This is a genomic window from Sinorhizobium fredii NGR234 (assembly GCF_000018545.1).
GTDB classification, from domain to species: domain Bacteria; phylum Pseudomonadota; class Alphaproteobacteria; order Rhizobiales; family Rhizobiaceae; genus Sinorhizobium; species Sinorhizobium fredii_A.
This window is the reverse complement of sequence record NC_012587.1, coordinates 733,448-745,720: the sequence shown is the minus strand read 5'-3', so window position 1 is coordinate 745,720 and position 12,273 is coordinate 733,448. Positions and strand designations below refer to the sequence as shown.

General features: G+C 58.6%; 17 protein-coding genes. 16 read left to right on the top strand and 1 reads right to left on the bottom strand.

Annotated features, from left to right (window positions below):
- The first annotated feature begins 294 nt into the window (after positions 1-294).
- The 6 genes from NGR_RS14755 (at position 295) to NGR_RS14730 (ending at position 3,750) form a co-directional block, all read left to right on the top strand.
- A complete protein-coding gene (locus NGR_RS14755; protein WP_164924217.1) occupies positions 295-735 on the top strand; it encodes a hypothetical protein in 441 nt (146 codons plus the stop codon).
- Between the two features lie 113 nt (positions 736-848).
- The gene (locus tag NGR_RS14750) at positions 849-1,163 is read left to right on the top strand and encodes a hypothetical protein (protein WP_164924216.1); all 315 of its coding nucleotides are present in this window, start codon (positions 849-851) and stop codon (positions 1,161-1,163) included.
- 119 nt (positions 1,164-1,282) lie between these two features.
- Positions 1,283-2,239: a nucleotidyl transferase AbiEii/AbiGii toxin family protein gene (locus NGR_RS14745; RefSeq protein ID WP_012707264.1), complete on the top strand. Its 957-nt coding sequence runs from the start codon at positions 1,283-1,285 to the stop codon at positions 2,237-2,239.
- Positions 2,240-2,345: 106 nt separating this feature from the next.
- Positions 2,346-3,233 (top strand): PcfJ domain-containing protein, encoded by an 888-nt coding sequence (locus NGR_RS14740; protein ID WP_012707263.1) that lies wholly within the window; start codon positions 2,346-2,348, stop codon positions 3,231-3,233.
- 62 nt (positions 3,234-3,295) lie between these two features.
- A complete protein-coding gene (locus tag NGR_RS14735; protein WP_012707262.1) occupies positions 3,296-3,580 on the top strand; it encodes a hypothetical protein in 285 nt (94 codons plus the stop codon).
- Complete coding sequence (locus tag NGR_RS14730) at positions 3,574-3,750, top strand: hypothetical protein (protein ID WP_164924215.1); 177 nt, start codon at positions 3,574-3,576, stop codon at positions 3,748-3,750. Before NGR_RS14735 ends, NGR_RS14730 begins: the two co-directional genes overlap by 7 nt.
- 131 nt (positions 3,751-3,881) lie before the next feature.
- Here NGR_RS14730 and NGR_RS14725 read toward each other — a convergent pair whose 3' ends face one another.
- A complete protein-coding gene (locus NGR_RS14725; protein ID WP_164924214.1) occupies positions 3,882-5,009 on the bottom strand; it encodes a hypothetical protein in 1,128 nt (375 codons plus the stop codon).
- Between the two features lie 117 nt (positions 5,010-5,126).
- Here NGR_RS14725 and NGR_RS14720 point away from each other — a divergent pair, with 117 nt between their 5' ends.
- The 10 genes from NGR_RS14720 (at position 5,127) to NGR_RS14675 (ending at position 12,084) form a co-directional block, all read left to right on the top strand.
- A complete protein-coding gene (locus NGR_RS14720; RefSeq protein ID WP_012707259.1) occupies positions 5,127-5,984 on the top strand; it encodes a hypothetical protein in 858 nt (285 codons plus the stop codon).
- A gap of 40 nt (positions 5,985-6,024) precedes the next feature.
- The gene (locus tag NGR_RS14715; RefSeq protein WP_164924213.1) at positions 6,025-6,474 is read left to right on the top strand and encodes a hypothetical protein; all 450 of its coding nucleotides are present in this window, start codon (positions 6,025-6,027) and stop codon (positions 6,472-6,474) included.
- 9 nt (positions 6,475-6,483) lie between these two features.
- Complete coding sequence (locus NGR_RS14710; RefSeq protein WP_012707258.1) at positions 6,484-6,969, top strand: hypothetical protein; 486 nt, start codon at positions 6,484-6,486, stop codon at positions 6,967-6,969.
- A gap of 366 nt (positions 6,970-7,335) precedes the next feature.
- Entirely contained in the window at positions 7,336-8,172 is an 837-nt protein-coding gene (locus NGR_RS14705; protein ID WP_012707257.1) for a hypothetical protein, read from the top strand.
- A gap of 178 nt (positions 8,173-8,350) precedes the next feature.
- Positions 8,351-8,770: a hypothetical protein gene (locus tag NGR_RS14700; RefSeq protein WP_012707256.1), complete on the top strand. Its 420-nt coding sequence runs from the start codon at positions 8,351-8,353 to the stop codon at positions 8,768-8,770.
- Positions 8,771-8,904: 134 nt separating this feature from the next.
- The gene (locus tag NGR_RS14695) at positions 8,905-9,096 is read left to right on the top strand and encodes a hypothetical protein (RefSeq protein ID WP_164924212.1); all 192 of its coding nucleotides are present in this window, start codon (positions 8,905-8,907) and stop codon (positions 9,094-9,096) included.
- Complete coding sequence (locus NGR_RS14690; protein WP_012707254.1) at positions 9,093-9,470, top strand: hypothetical protein; 378 nt, start codon at positions 9,093-9,095, stop codon at positions 9,468-9,470. Before NGR_RS14695 ends, NGR_RS14690 begins: the two co-directional genes overlap by 4 nt.
- Before the next feature lie 29 nt (positions 9,471-9,499).
- Complete coding sequence (locus NGR_RS14685) at positions 9,500-10,060, top strand: hypothetical protein (RefSeq protein ID WP_012707253.1); 561 nt, start codon at positions 9,500-9,502, stop codon at positions 10,058-10,060.
- A 79-nt stretch (positions 10,061-10,139) separates the two neighbouring features.
- Positions 10,140-10,631 (top strand): hypothetical protein, encoded by a 492-nt coding sequence (locus NGR_RS14680; RefSeq protein WP_164924211.1) that lies wholly within the window; start codon positions 10,140-10,142, stop codon positions 10,629-10,631.
- 625 nt (positions 10,632-11,256) lie between these two features.
- Complete coding sequence (locus NGR_RS14675; RefSeq protein ID WP_012707251.1) at positions 11,257-12,084, top strand: phosphogluconate dehydrogenase C-terminal domain-containing protein; 828 nt, start codon at positions 11,257-11,259, stop codon at positions 12,082-12,084.
- The last annotated feature ends 189 nt before the right edge of the window (positions 12,085-12,273 follow it).

Sequence of the window (12,273 nt, the reverse complement as noted above, 5' to 3'; positions counted from 1 at the left end):
GAGCGGACTGGGATAGCTGACGTAGTCCCTCCGGGTTCTGATTCCAGTAAGTTGGTTTCATCAGGTTGTCTCAGGGATATCGGATTTCGTTTCGGGGAGCCTGAGATATCTAGGGGCGAAGCGGCGGAGCCTCCTAGTGCGCCAGCTCACTTCTAAATCGTGTTCTACATGTAGGATAGAACAATGCATTCTACCTGTAGAAATCTGTTGTGCGATAATTGGCCGGCAGGCAGACTTCTACATGAAGAAGTGAAAACGTGTTTCTACATGTAGAACAGGATGCATATGCAGACGATGAACAACGCGATCGAAATCGAAGAGCCGGCCGATAGGATTGAAGACGAGCTGGGGCTTTTGAAAGAACTGCTTGGCGATGATCCGATCAAGAACCCGGTGACGAGGTCCGTCACGAATCGACCTACGGTCGGCGTGGCTGATATGTCCACCGACGAGTTCCGGGCGTACAAAGCCAAGCTGCAGGCCGAACGTCGGGCAAAGCTCAAAGCCCGCCAGGCATCCGGAAGCGTGAAGTTCGATCCCTCGTCCGCCCGGGAGGCTCTCGCCGATGCGGCACTGCTGATCCTGGCGACGGGAGGTCCCGGTGCCGACGCTGTTATGTCGTACCTCGGTAAAGTCTTCCACGACCAGGTCGGCGCGCCGATGACTATCCGTGCGCGAGCGAAATCCGGCCAGCTCAGACCGAAGCTGCTGCATATTGCGCGCAAGTCATCGTGATTTGAGAATGGGACATCCACGTCCCATCCTCGATTTGGATCGTATCTCCTTTGTCTCTTGCACGGAAACGCCGTTCGATAACCCCGGGAACGCCGTTTCGGGAGGTGTGAAGCATGGCAAGAGAATTCTTCAGGACAACGGAGCGACAGCGTTCTTCCGCGCAGCGGACGCGGCAACGGCGCGCGGCTGCTGGGAAGCCACAGCCTGTGGCAGTCGACGAAGCCATCTCGGCCGCTATCAAAGCCGAGCTGCGCAAGGTCAAGGCAGATGGTGATCGGACGACTAAGACCAGCGATGTCTTGAATGCGATTTTCGATTCCGCACTTGATCACCTGGTCGGCAGCCGGGGGCTCGATCGACAGCAGTCTTGGTCCGCGTTGTCGGCTCGCCTCATCAAGCGACGTCGCTATTCCAAGACCTCGGGATGAGTGCGTTAGTCCCGCCTCCCCCCATTACTCCATGGATGTGAATCGGAATTCCCCAAAAACACGTCGTTTTGTGACTTGCATCGCCGCAACCCAGTCTCCCGGCAAAGGGAGACATCGGAATGCAAGACTTCACACCGATAACAGCCGTAGCCGTCGCGCTCGGGAACCGTCTCAAGCAGAACTGCAGCAAGCGGGGAATGGACGTTAATAGGAGCGCGTCGCGATATGTCGCGGAGCGCGTTCTCGCACATTGGCAAGTCGGGTTCGGCCCAGCACCGTTTATGGTCAAGGGTGGGCTGCTATTCCCACAGATCATGCGACCGACCGTGGGCGGCGATATCGTCGTCATCCACTACTACGCCGAGATCGAAATTCAACGCGCCTTCCAGCGCATCGCGACCGCCCTGCGCGCGGAAGGTATCGAGATCAGGAAGATCAGGATGGAGCAACTGGACGTCGACCATGGCGATCCTGTCATCAGGATAACGCTTCAAGCGATGTGCGGCACGATCGGAGGCAACACTCACATCGACATGTCTGTCGGTCGGGGGCCGTGGGCGTTCCCCCAAAACGTCGCTCGTCAGGAACTGCCGTCTATGATCCGCAACCAGCCCGGCATCGTCGCCTATGTGCAGCCGCTCGAGGCGTCGGCCGCGGAGAAATGGCTCGCAGTTCTCCAGCAGCGCGCGACCGACTGCCGCGTCAAACACCAGGCGGATCTGCTCAGTTTCGCCGCTATGGGGGTCGACAAGGATCGCGTTGGCCGCGAGATCATCCGCGTCTGCAAACAAAGGGATATCCCGCTGTCTGTATGTGCTCCGTCGCCAGCGGCGCTGTCCTGGGCTTCGATGGAGCCTCGAGAGCAAAGTTGGAACAAGCTCCGCGCAGAACGCGGTTTCGCGATGACGGTTACCCAGGCGTGGATCGACATCAACGCCGCTTGGACCGAGATACACCGGGCGCTGACCCAGGCCGTCATCGCCGACGTTCGCAGCCCCGGACATAGGTCGCCCCTCCTCGACCGTATTGCCGCTCGCCAGCCTCTATCTCCTCCCTCCTGCCGACCGGCGCCGTAAAAATTCCCCGGCGTACCCGTCGACGATGTTGGCGACCATCGGGGCATCATCGTTGTTGCTTGCACGCCGACGACAGACGCTCTCCCCACAAAGGAGGCATCGACGCATGGCCGACAAATACGATCACCCAGAATACCGCGAGGCCGTCTTCCACTTATCGTGCGAGCTGGACATTCCCGACCGAGTTTTCGTGCCGATCCGCAATCTTGTCGGCTGTTCGCTCGGCCGAATCTTCTGGTTGGACTGGCGTAAACAGGACGCTGTCGATCCCGAGTGGATGCCCACCCCTGGCGACCACACCGACCCGGAATGGCACCAAATCGACGGCTGGCCCGAGAAGGGTGACGGACACATCTATCGTAAGTGGAGCCGCCGGGCGGACTTGTGGATGCAGTGGCATTCCGTAGACGCCTGGCACGTCTGCGACTGGCTGATCACCGCGGTCTCGGACGCGCATCCGTGGCTCGCAAATGTTGACGGCAACGGCTCCCCGAAAAAGCTCACGAAATGCGGCAGCCTGGAACGCCTGGTGCATGAAGCTACAAAGGGTCTTCGCCAGCGCAACATCCGGGACGTTTTCCTGGGCTCGGAAGACGAAACGTTCGTCTACGACCTCGGCGCCGGGCATACCCTCGTTCAACTGTTGTCACGCGCCGCACTTCGGAAAGAAGGCCTCCTAATGCGCCACTGCATCGGCTCCGGTGGATACGACGAACTGCTCGATGATCCTGGCGCCGGGATGTACTCGGTTCGCGATCAGAACGGGAAACCAAAGGCGACGCTGGAACTCCGCGACGGTTTTGTCCGTCAGTTCCGCGGGCCTGCAAACGCCGAACCGTCGACCGCCGTGAAAGATCTGGTCGCCGGAGCGGAAGTCGCATTCGGGTGGAAAAAATGGAGCGAGCGGCGAAAGGCAGACGACGACCAAGAATACGGTGATGAGGCCGTCGTCGTTTTGCGGGACTTACCGCCGGCACAACGTCGCCCCGGTTGACCTTGAGGCCGGCCGCCGGCCGGTACAGCGTGGTTGCGGACCTTTCATGACAGGAGAGAGACTTGAGACTAATTCGCACGCTACACGATGCAATCGACGCGCATCTTTCAACCATTGCTGACGAAGCCGCCCGACACGAGGCGCTGGCGTATCTGCGCGGTCTGAAGACACTGCTGGCGGCGACAGTGGAGTTCGAGGACGACCGCGTCACTCGCAGGAACCAGACAGCTTCTCGCCAGCGGGTCGACGCCGCGATCTGCCGGGCTCGTCAAAGCCAGCTTGCCGCCGCCCGTGACAGCGTCCAGACTAATTGCATAGGCGAATTCCGGGAGACCATTCCATGCTGACGATATCGATGAAGGATTTCAGATTTGATGACGCGAGGCTCGCTGACCGGCTGGAGGCCCAGGTCAAGGAACTCAGGTCGCGGATTCCCTACGAGAGCAGCAAAGAGCGGCGGCATCTTGAAGATGAAATCGCCGCCATCGAAGCCATACTCTGCCAAATGCACTGCTAACTAAGACGAGGGGTTGGTGGAACCCGGGTCGCGTCACGCCGGCAGATCCATTGAATGCACCGGTTGCACGCGATGACAAACCTCATGCAGCCCGGCGTCGAAATTTGCCGTTGGCGCACCTATGTCGGCTATCATCTCCTCGGATCTCTTTCGCAAACGTCCTCGACCACCCTATCCAGAAACCGTCTAAACGTATCTTCGTCGTCCCCCCACTTCATATTGGGATGTTGCTCGAGCAATTTTTCCTTCAGGTTACGTCGTTCATTTGGAGGCAGGGGTGAGTATCCCTTAGGTGAGCGAGCCACTAGGAGTGCGAATAGATCCTCCCTTACCTGAGATTTGAAGGCCGGGACCGGTCGTTTCCACGGACGCAGCCCGATGCGAGATTCATTCGCCGGTACTATGGCCGCCCTGATATCTGACGCGGCAAACTCGATGTCTGTGTAGATCTTCTCGCCGACGACTAGCGCCGTTCCATCACAATGCTGCACAAACTCGCCCCTACCCCATGCGTCTATAGGCACATCATCCAATTTGCCGCCGTCTTCGCGGCCAACTGCTCGGATGTCGCGGATAACGAGATGGCTGAACAACGTGTTTTGCCAACCCGAGTGCGGATTGAATGAATACTTTTGGCCGTCATAAGCTATGAAATGATCAAAGATGCTGGTCCTTCCCAAGGATTGCAACGTATATCCCTTTGGGTTGGGCGGCGGCGGACCGAACGGGTGTCGTCGAGCGAACGGATCGTTTTTTACCCAGAGCCTTGAGCCGGAGTACGATGCGGCCGATTGGCGGCTTACTATCTTGGGGTCTTTCCAGACAATCCAGGCGGCGACCATTTCGACTGACCACGTCACGTGGTGGGGCCCAAAAATATCGATCTCCCGTGGCAGTATCTGCAACGGTTCGAGGTCATACTCGATAGCCCATGCCTCTGCGGCGGACGGGTGCATCCGACCGTGACAAACCTCTTCAAGGATTTTTTTGATCGCGTCAGGGTCCTGTAGGCTGGCGGAACTATCCTCGTGAAAATCAGGCAAGGGCTTTTTCAAAGCCTCCATGCCGCTGAAAACGTCGTTGTCCCCGGCCACGTCCCCTCGCCTTCCACTCATTGCACCTACCCACTTATCTCGCCGCCTGAACGGCGACCTCTGCATCGCTACCACGCGGATTCTTAACTCCGAGACAAGGCAGTGGGTTACCAAATCGCTCAAGTTGCGGCGCCAAATTTTCATGTCCGGAGACATGTCCGGCATGTCCGCCTGCACAGTTTTCCCCATGATATCAAGTACATAGAGGAATCTGAATCATTCACTCGCGGACACGGAACAAGTCAGTTCTAACGGCCCAAGAAGATGAGAAATGGAGACGAGATGACTGATCAACTACTAGAGAAAACACCTAATCGCCTTGGCGACGAAACTGCGGCTCTCGGTTCGACCGATCCCAAGCGCCGAACGATCGGCGGATGGGACTCTGCATCGTTTTACCGTGAGGACCATAAGGCAAGCGGTAAAAAGCGCAAGCCACGCATTCCAATTCCAACGTTGCGCGCCTTGGCCCGCTCCGGAATCTCCTTCGACAAGGCGGCCGCGCTTCTCGACACCTCGCGCAACCACCTGAGGTCAGCATCGGCCCGAGCCGGCGTCGTGTTCGAAGGCGACAAGGTAGCTCGGAAACGCAAGCACCCATTGGGCGCAACCAATGTCGTCCCTCTCCAAGAAGCAATTCCATCCAACCAGGAGGCAGTCCCCCCAATGAATAACCCGCAGGAACAAACAAAGCAGACCAAGCGCAATAACAGCCTTCGCGGCGAGGCCATGCGCGAGCACATCAACACGCTGATCCGCGAATACGTACAAAGCCATCAGTGTGCTCCCAAGAAGAGCTGGCTCCAGAAGACGCATGGCATCGCTTACGAGACGGCAACGCGCCACTGGCCTTCGCCCGATGCACTCCGCGCCATGATGGCGACTGGCGAATGCGATCGCATCGAGTCGGATCCCGCGCCGCGGGCGACTGTGTCGAACCAGGAACTCTCGCAGGTTATTGCAGAGCTCGTCTATGGCGACACGCTGGTTGAGGGCACTTACTGCGACGGTAACGGACAGCATCACTGTGACGTCATCAACGTCGACGGGGCCGTGTACCAGCCTCTGATCCACAAGTGGCGTCAGCACGAAGCCGATGTCAGCGAAATTCTGCGCCTGGCAACCGAGCTGGCGGCTTAGGGAACAAAATCAAGCCAACTGAAAACCGAAAGGAATAACGATGGTCGATATGAAAAAAGTGCGCGAGCAGGAAAAGATCCTGGCCACGTCTACCCATGACCTGTCCCACAAACTCCACGAGATGTTGTCATGTGGTGAAACTGACTTGGCAGGCCATCTGCTCGAAGGCACAGCCAAGGGGGTTATCCTTCGCTCGCCCGCAGAGGCTCAAACGGTCCCGACGTCTACCAGCGTTGAATTGCCTGATGGGCTTCATCCCGCCATGCTCGACAATGCTGCGCTGTCGCCGCGCGGACAGGTCGCGTTCGCCTACGTCGTCTTCATCTTCGGCCAGTTTCCGCAAGGTGTCCCGGCCAAGTACCGCCAACAGGTACGCCAAGCGCTCGAAACGGTCTTGGAGGAAGCCAAGGCGGTTCAAGCGTTCGTCGAGGTACTCGTCCACACCGACCCGTCGCACGATCCCTGGCCTGCTGCAGCTTCCGTGCACTGAGCTCCCGCCATGACTTCGCCCGACTTCGGTCGGGCTTTGATCCCCGCAGATTCGCAGCATCCGATGGAGAACAACGTGCCTAACAACTCATCAAACCGTGGCCTTCGCGTCGAAAGCCGCCCCCTCCTTGCATACGACAACCGCGCCCGTGGCGCCCGTCGTGCCTATCGCATTTCTGGCGGTTCCTGGCGTAACGAACCGCACGCAAAGTCGCTCGGCATCCTGGACGGGGGGGTCGACGTGCTCCTGTGCGTGAATGAAGATGGCGTGGCCAATCTGCTCGCGCTCGTTCAGACCAGTATCCTGGTGCCGAACGAAGTCCGTCGCGGACCCGTGGCGAAATTCCTCAAGATCGAGCTGCCCCTCACAAGCGATCGCGACAACAAGCTCGTTCGCCAAGCCTCGGCAAATTCGCTGAAGCTCGCCAGCCTGGCCATGCAGCGCCTCGGGCCGGCCATCAAGAAGTTTGTTGCCGATCACGCGAGGGCGTCATGATGTCGGTGGAGCGTGATTTCGAAGCTTTTATCGCCGAGTTCGCTCAGGCGGCTTAACCCCTTGCCTCCAAGACCCGTCGGATCGGCAGGTCTCCCTCCCTCCAACCACTTTCAGCATAAATCATCCGGCTTCGGACGACCTGTGCCTGAACACCAAGTCACTCTTCCCGCCCTTCGCGCGCCCGGCAACCATCCCTGTGGCTATCGGCCTCCTCCCACTCACGCTCTGAGATGACGCGATTGCGCCGATAACGGCGCCATCCTCCGCTCTGCGCGCGCAAAGCAGCAGAGCCCGACAACCGACAGCAACGCGATCACTTGCGTTGCCTCACCATCCTTCCCTCCCATGAACTCGAACGGAGATCGCATGCGCAACAAGATTATGAAGCTCGCTGAACGCAACCGCCTCAACTTCAGCCATCTTCCCCTCCCGCCGCAAGAGGAAATGGCCTTGCGGCGCCTGTTTCCGGAGGCGCTCGAAAAATTGCTGAGTCCTGACGTCTTCGAATTCACCTGGGAAGACGCCGGCATCTGGGTCGACGCCAATGAACGAACTCACTATCCCGACGTCCCGCAGGATGAAGTCCTCGACGCGACCGAGTTTCCGGTTCCGCATGAAAAGATCGTGATCCAGACTCGAGTGCCCCGTGAGGGCTCGGCTGAGTCCGATACTTTCCTATGGTATGTCGAACAGCGTCCCCACGGGCGTATCGCGATCCCATTCGTCTTCCGGGACGATACGCTTTCCTTTTTCGGCACGACGCTGCTGTTCGATCGCCGAGTCCGCGACGTTAATGGCGCCCCCATGTTCGGGTGTCACTGTCCCAAAGGGCACAGAAAAATCTACGATGAAGACGAATTCTATGATCACAACCGTATGCTGCTGCGGTTCTTGCGGATTCTCTGCCTGCCGCAAGTAGTCGTGGAGGTATTCGAGGTAGATGAAGGCATCAATCGAGCGCGTGCGCGCCGGGGTCGCGCTCCCCTGCCGCGTCGAAGTGTCGTCCGCATTGCTCCAGAAGCCATTCGCTACATTGTACCGCAAGATGCGCCAGTAGAGGTGGCGCCACGCGAGCTTGTGGCACCCCATTATCGCCGCGCTCACATGCGCACACTTCGGTCTGGTCGTCGGGTCCCGGTTCGCTCCTGCGTCGTGAATGGCAATGGCGAAATGCCCGCCCCCCAGGACTTTCATGTTGGCTGACGCGCGCCACCGTAGCTGGTCGAAATTCCCACCTGTTTTGATGAGGCTTTTGCAGCAATCCGCCAGCCTCATCCACACGGCCCGATCATCGAAATCGTTAAGCGACCGCCTCTCCTCCGCATGAAAACGGCGGGATAAAGACGCAATCGCCTCACCCAACAAAACAGCGGGTCATCCCATGAAAAATGAACTGAAAATCGGTAAACACGGCATCAAGCTCACCGAAAAGGACAAGGTCGACGCGATCCTCGCACAGGTCAACGGCCGGGCGTCGAAGTTTGTAGCCAACAGGCTCGACGTAGAACGCGCCGCAAAGATGGCCGAGGCCCGCCTCGAAGCCGCCCGCCTGCCGCAGGCGCTGCGGGTTGGTTGCCGCGTGGAGTTCATCTCCGGAGGTCCGGGAGCCAAGGCGTACGAGTATGCGGCGGCCGGCACAATGTTCCAGATCGTCCGCGCCAGGGAGGGTTGGATGCTCGTCGACGCGAGCAGGACTTCTGTCTACCCTCGGCAGCGCGAGAAGTTGACAATCACGGTGTCGGCCAAAGTCGCTGAGGAGATCAAGGAAAGGTCGGTCGAGGACATCAGGGTCGCAGCATAAAGCTGCACGAGATCACCAAGAGAAAAAAATCGCGCGACCGTCGTTTTCCATCTTGACGACCGCAAGAATCGCCCTGAGCATCATATGTGAGGATGCATAAAGGCACCTACTCACAACGCAGGACCTCCCGAAAAATGGAAAAGAAATCAACGAATAACACGCGTCCGCGTGAAGGGCGAAGCCATGCCTCGCGTCTGACAATCAACATCCCGAAAAACACGCTTACTGCGCTCAAAATCCTTGTGGCGCAACGCGAAACAACGATCCGCGAGATCGTCACGAACCTGATCGAAAGAGAAGTCAGCAAGGAAAGGGTAGCCGTATGAAAACCATCGAACTCGATTGCCGCTCAATCAAGAATCCCGCGCATTGCTATCACAAGCGCGGTCGCAACTGGGCGGCGATTATGCGCGGGAAGAATGCTGCGAACTGCGATCGCGATTTTCTCCGCAGCACAGGCGACATTGTCGATCTCGATCCGGTCCTGGCCGGCGACGTCGTCGAATTCGGCGGTGACTACATTACCAGCACGGGTCGGCGAGAGCCGGATCGCCGCTGGTGGCACGTGCGCGCGATCGCCGACGATGCGATGACATATGAAGCACACCCGACGTTGGCAAAGGCCCTGAAGGCTGCGCGCGAGGCCGCTGCTTCTTTGAGTGGCGCGCACGAAGTCACCTCCCCGTACTTCGGCGCATAACCAACACTATGCATTCTAAGGGACGACGAATGGATCAAGAACGGATTAACGGCCTCCTCGCTCTTCTTTTGAAGAACGAGGGGCTCGATGAAATCAAGGCGCATGTCGCTGCGGGTCATCCGCTGAGCGAACTGAAAGAGGCCATCCATGGAACAGGATGGCGCTTTCTGGTGACGAATTCGGGCCGGGACATTTCCTTGGCACGCATTGAGGCGCTGGAGACGGAATTCCAGGACGCCGTTCGCGACCTTGAGGTCGCTGCGAAAGAGCTTCGGGTGCAGGATATGAAAGCGCCCGAACTTTCAGACCAGTTCGCCCAGGCAAGGGTTCGAACAAAGGTCGCGCGTCTGGCATACGCGGCCGAGCTCGTTGCGGTGCGCGTAGCGCGATATCTCCTGCCGGGTGAAGCACCCCCGGACGACCCGATCGAGCGATGCCTGGAAACGGCAGGGTTCGAGTGGAATGGCGGCGACATGGTGACGGAAATCTGGTCCGCCGACCATGACAGGCGGTGGAGGGAAGCTCAGGCCAAGCTTCGATCTACGCAACGGAACAGGGTTTCGCAGTCGGAGGTGACAGATGCCGAATAGCTATGACCCAAATCGTATCTCCGCGCTTCGCGCGCTATCAAAAAGCGGCGACGACAATGGGTTTCGAAAGGCCGTCGACTTGCATACTGAGCGTGGACTTCCGATCGAGGAAATCCAGCAAGCCATCCATGCGAGCGAATGGCGCTATGTCGTCGAAGGATGCGGGACATCCGTCGCATTGGAGCGTCGTTCCGAACTGCTCGGCTACTACGATGACATGCTCGAGCATATCGAGGATGCCTTGTCGACAATGACTGACCTCGATGATGTGAGAGGCGGACCCAAGGGCATGCTACGCCATCTGGAAGAACGCGAAGCACTCGGCAAGGACTGTTTCGAGGCTCTCCTTGAGGGGCGGCGTGTCCTCCAATACCTCTTGCCGGAGGATGACCTTCCCGATCCGAAACACGATATCGGTCGACTGCTGTCCAAATCCGGTTTCCTATGGGACGGCGCCTATGAAGTCGAAAAGGTCCCTGGAGAGAACGAGCAGATCTTCAACGAAGCGGTCAAGATCATGGAATACATGCTCAGCACCTGGTCAGCTTCTCGTCCAGTCGAAGAAGAATGACGCGCGCCTGCGCACCATGATAAGCCCAAGGGCGGGGAGTGGTCGCGAACTATGGAGAGCAATTCTCGCTGTCGAACCTCTTAGGCGCGCCGCCCGATCCGGAGCTGCGGTCTCTCCGAGCAGTTCGCGATTCATTACGGCGCCACCCAAGTCTGCAAATTTTGGCAAGACCGGAAAGGTGCTCTCTACGTTAGGCGGCGATGGGTTGGACGATGCGAACTCGTTTATGCTTTTGTGGAGATTGACGAAAGTTTTCTTGCGGCTGGATGATGAATGACCTCGTGTTCCTGAAGCTTTGCGAGGGATACGAGATTACGTGGCTCCACCGCGATTCTGTTCGTTGCACAGCCGATAGGAACGGCGAAAGCCTCCTCGATCCGAGCAAGATTGGATTGGAGGCGGCTGTCATCAACTACCCCGAGGGCAGCAGAAGCGTTTAGTGTAGGCTGGGCGCTTTCAAGAAAACCCCAGCGCAGAACTCGGCCAGCTGGTCATTCGCCTCAATCGCCAGTGAGTGATTCTCCGCCAGGCTGATCGGGTCACCATGATTGACTGATCATGCCAGCTCGGGTTAAGAACTTCACGCAACAAGGTACTACCTCATACCTCGAATCAGGAGGAGTTCATGACTGCGGTTGCGCTGTTCGGGGCTGGTGGAAAAATGGGATGCCGCCTGACGAAAAATCTCAAGGGCTCGCGGTTCGACGTTCGCCACGTCGAGGTGAGCGCCGGGGGCAAGGCTCGCCTTGAGAGAGAGCTTGGCATCGGCACCGTTGATGTCGATCAGGCACTTGACGGCGTCGACGTGGTCATATTGGCCGTCCCGGACACGGCAATAGGCAAAGTGGCCTCGAGCATTGAGGCGAAACTCCGGCCGGGCACGATGGTGATCGCGCTCGACGCCGCGGCTCCGGCGGCCGGACACCTGCCGGATCGTCCGGACCTCACATACTTCGTCACCCATCCATGCCATCCTCCGATCTTCAACGACGAGACGGACCCGCACGCGAAGCGCGATTTCTTCGGAGGGGTGGCGGCCAAGCAGCACATAGTCTCCGCGCTGATGCAAGGCCCCGAAGAGCACTATGCTCTTGGGGAAGAGATAGCCAAAGTGATCTGGGCACCTGTCATGCGATCGCACCGGGTCACGGTTGAACAAATCGCCTTGCTCGAACCCGGCCTGTCGGAAACCGTCTGCGCCTCGCTCCTTGTCGTCATGCGCCAGGCCATGGACGAATGCGTCGCGCGGGGAGTCCCGAAGGAAGCGGCTCGGGATTTCCTGCTCGGCCACCTGAACGTCCTGGGCGCGGTCATTTTCGAGGAAACGCCTGGCGTCTTCTCAGACGCGTGCAACAAGGCGATCGAATTTGGCATCCCTGCTCTGATGAAGGACGACTGGAAGAAAGTATTCGAACCCAAGGAAATCGCGGACAGCATCCGGCGCATCACCTGACGACTCCTTTTTTGTTCGAAATCGGCGCCGCAGGATCTATGAGCGGACCAGGGACCCGTAAGCGCCAGCCCAAGAATCCAGTCGCCGCGGATGAAATCGTCTCGGAGGCAATTGCGTCCAGCAAGGCTGGCGGACGTTTTCGCGTTGGGGGGACACGTCCGAGCGGGTCAGATTTCGAACGCGGCTCGG

Bases quoted from the DNA above. Each gene is read 5' to 3' on its own strand.
- NGR_RS14730 (WP_164924215.1), top strand. From the start codon at position 3,574: ATGCTGACGATATCGATGAAGGATTTCAGATTTGATGACGCGAGGCTC.
- NGR_RS14715 (WP_164924213.1), top strand. From the start codon at position 6,025: ATGGTCGATATGAAAAAAGTGCGCGAGCAGGAAAAGATCCTGGCCACG.
- NGR_RS14675 (WP_012707251.1), top strand. From the start codon at position 11,257: ATGACTGCGGTTGCGCTGTTCGGGGCTGGTGGAAAAATGGGATGCCGC.
- NGR_RS14710 (WP_012707258.1), top strand. From the start codon at position 6,484: ATGACTTCGCCCGACTTCGGTCGGGCTTTGATCCCCGCAGATTCGCAG.
- NGR_RS14725 (WP_164924214.1), bottom strand. From the start codon at position 5,009: ATGCCGGACATGTCTCCGGACATGAAAATTTGGCGCCGCAACTTGAGC.
- NGR_RS14705 (WP_012707257.1), top strand. From the start codon at position 7,336: ATGCGCAACAAGATTATGAAGCTCGCTGAACGCAACCGCCTCAACTTC.
- NGR_RS14700 (WP_012707256.1), top strand. From the start codon at position 8,351: ATGAAAAATGAACTGAAAATCGGTAAACACGGCATCAAGCTCACCGAA.
- NGR_RS14685 (WP_012707253.1), top strand. From the start codon at position 9,500: ATGGATCAAGAACGGATTAACGGCCTCCTCGCTCTTCTTTTGAAGAAC.
- NGR_RS14695 (WP_164924212.1), top strand. From the start codon at position 8,905: ATGGAAAAGAAATCAACGAATAACACGCGTCCGCGTGAAGGGCGAAGC.
- NGR_RS14740 (WP_012707263.1), top strand. From the start codon at position 2,346: ATGGCCGACAAATACGATCACCCAGAATACCGCGAGGCCGTCTTCCAC.
- NGR_RS14755 (WP_164924217.1), top strand. From the start codon at position 295: ATGAACAACGCGATCGAAATCGAAGAGCCGGCCGATAGGATTGAAGAC.
- NGR_RS14690 (WP_012707254.1), top strand. From the start codon at position 9,093: ATGAAAACCATCGAACTCGATTGCCGCTCAATCAAGAATCCCGCGCAT.
- NGR_RS14750 (WP_164924216.1), top strand. From the start codon at position 849: ATGGCAAGAGAATTCTTCAGGACAACGGAGCGACAGCGTTCTTCCGCG.
- NGR_RS14745 (WP_012707264.1), top strand. From the start codon at position 1,283: ATGCAAGACTTCACACCGATAACAGCCGTAGCCGTCGCGCTCGGGAAC.
- NGR_RS14720 (WP_012707259.1), top strand. From the start codon at position 5,127: ATGACTGATCAACTACTAGAGAAAACACCTAATCGCCTTGGCGACGAA.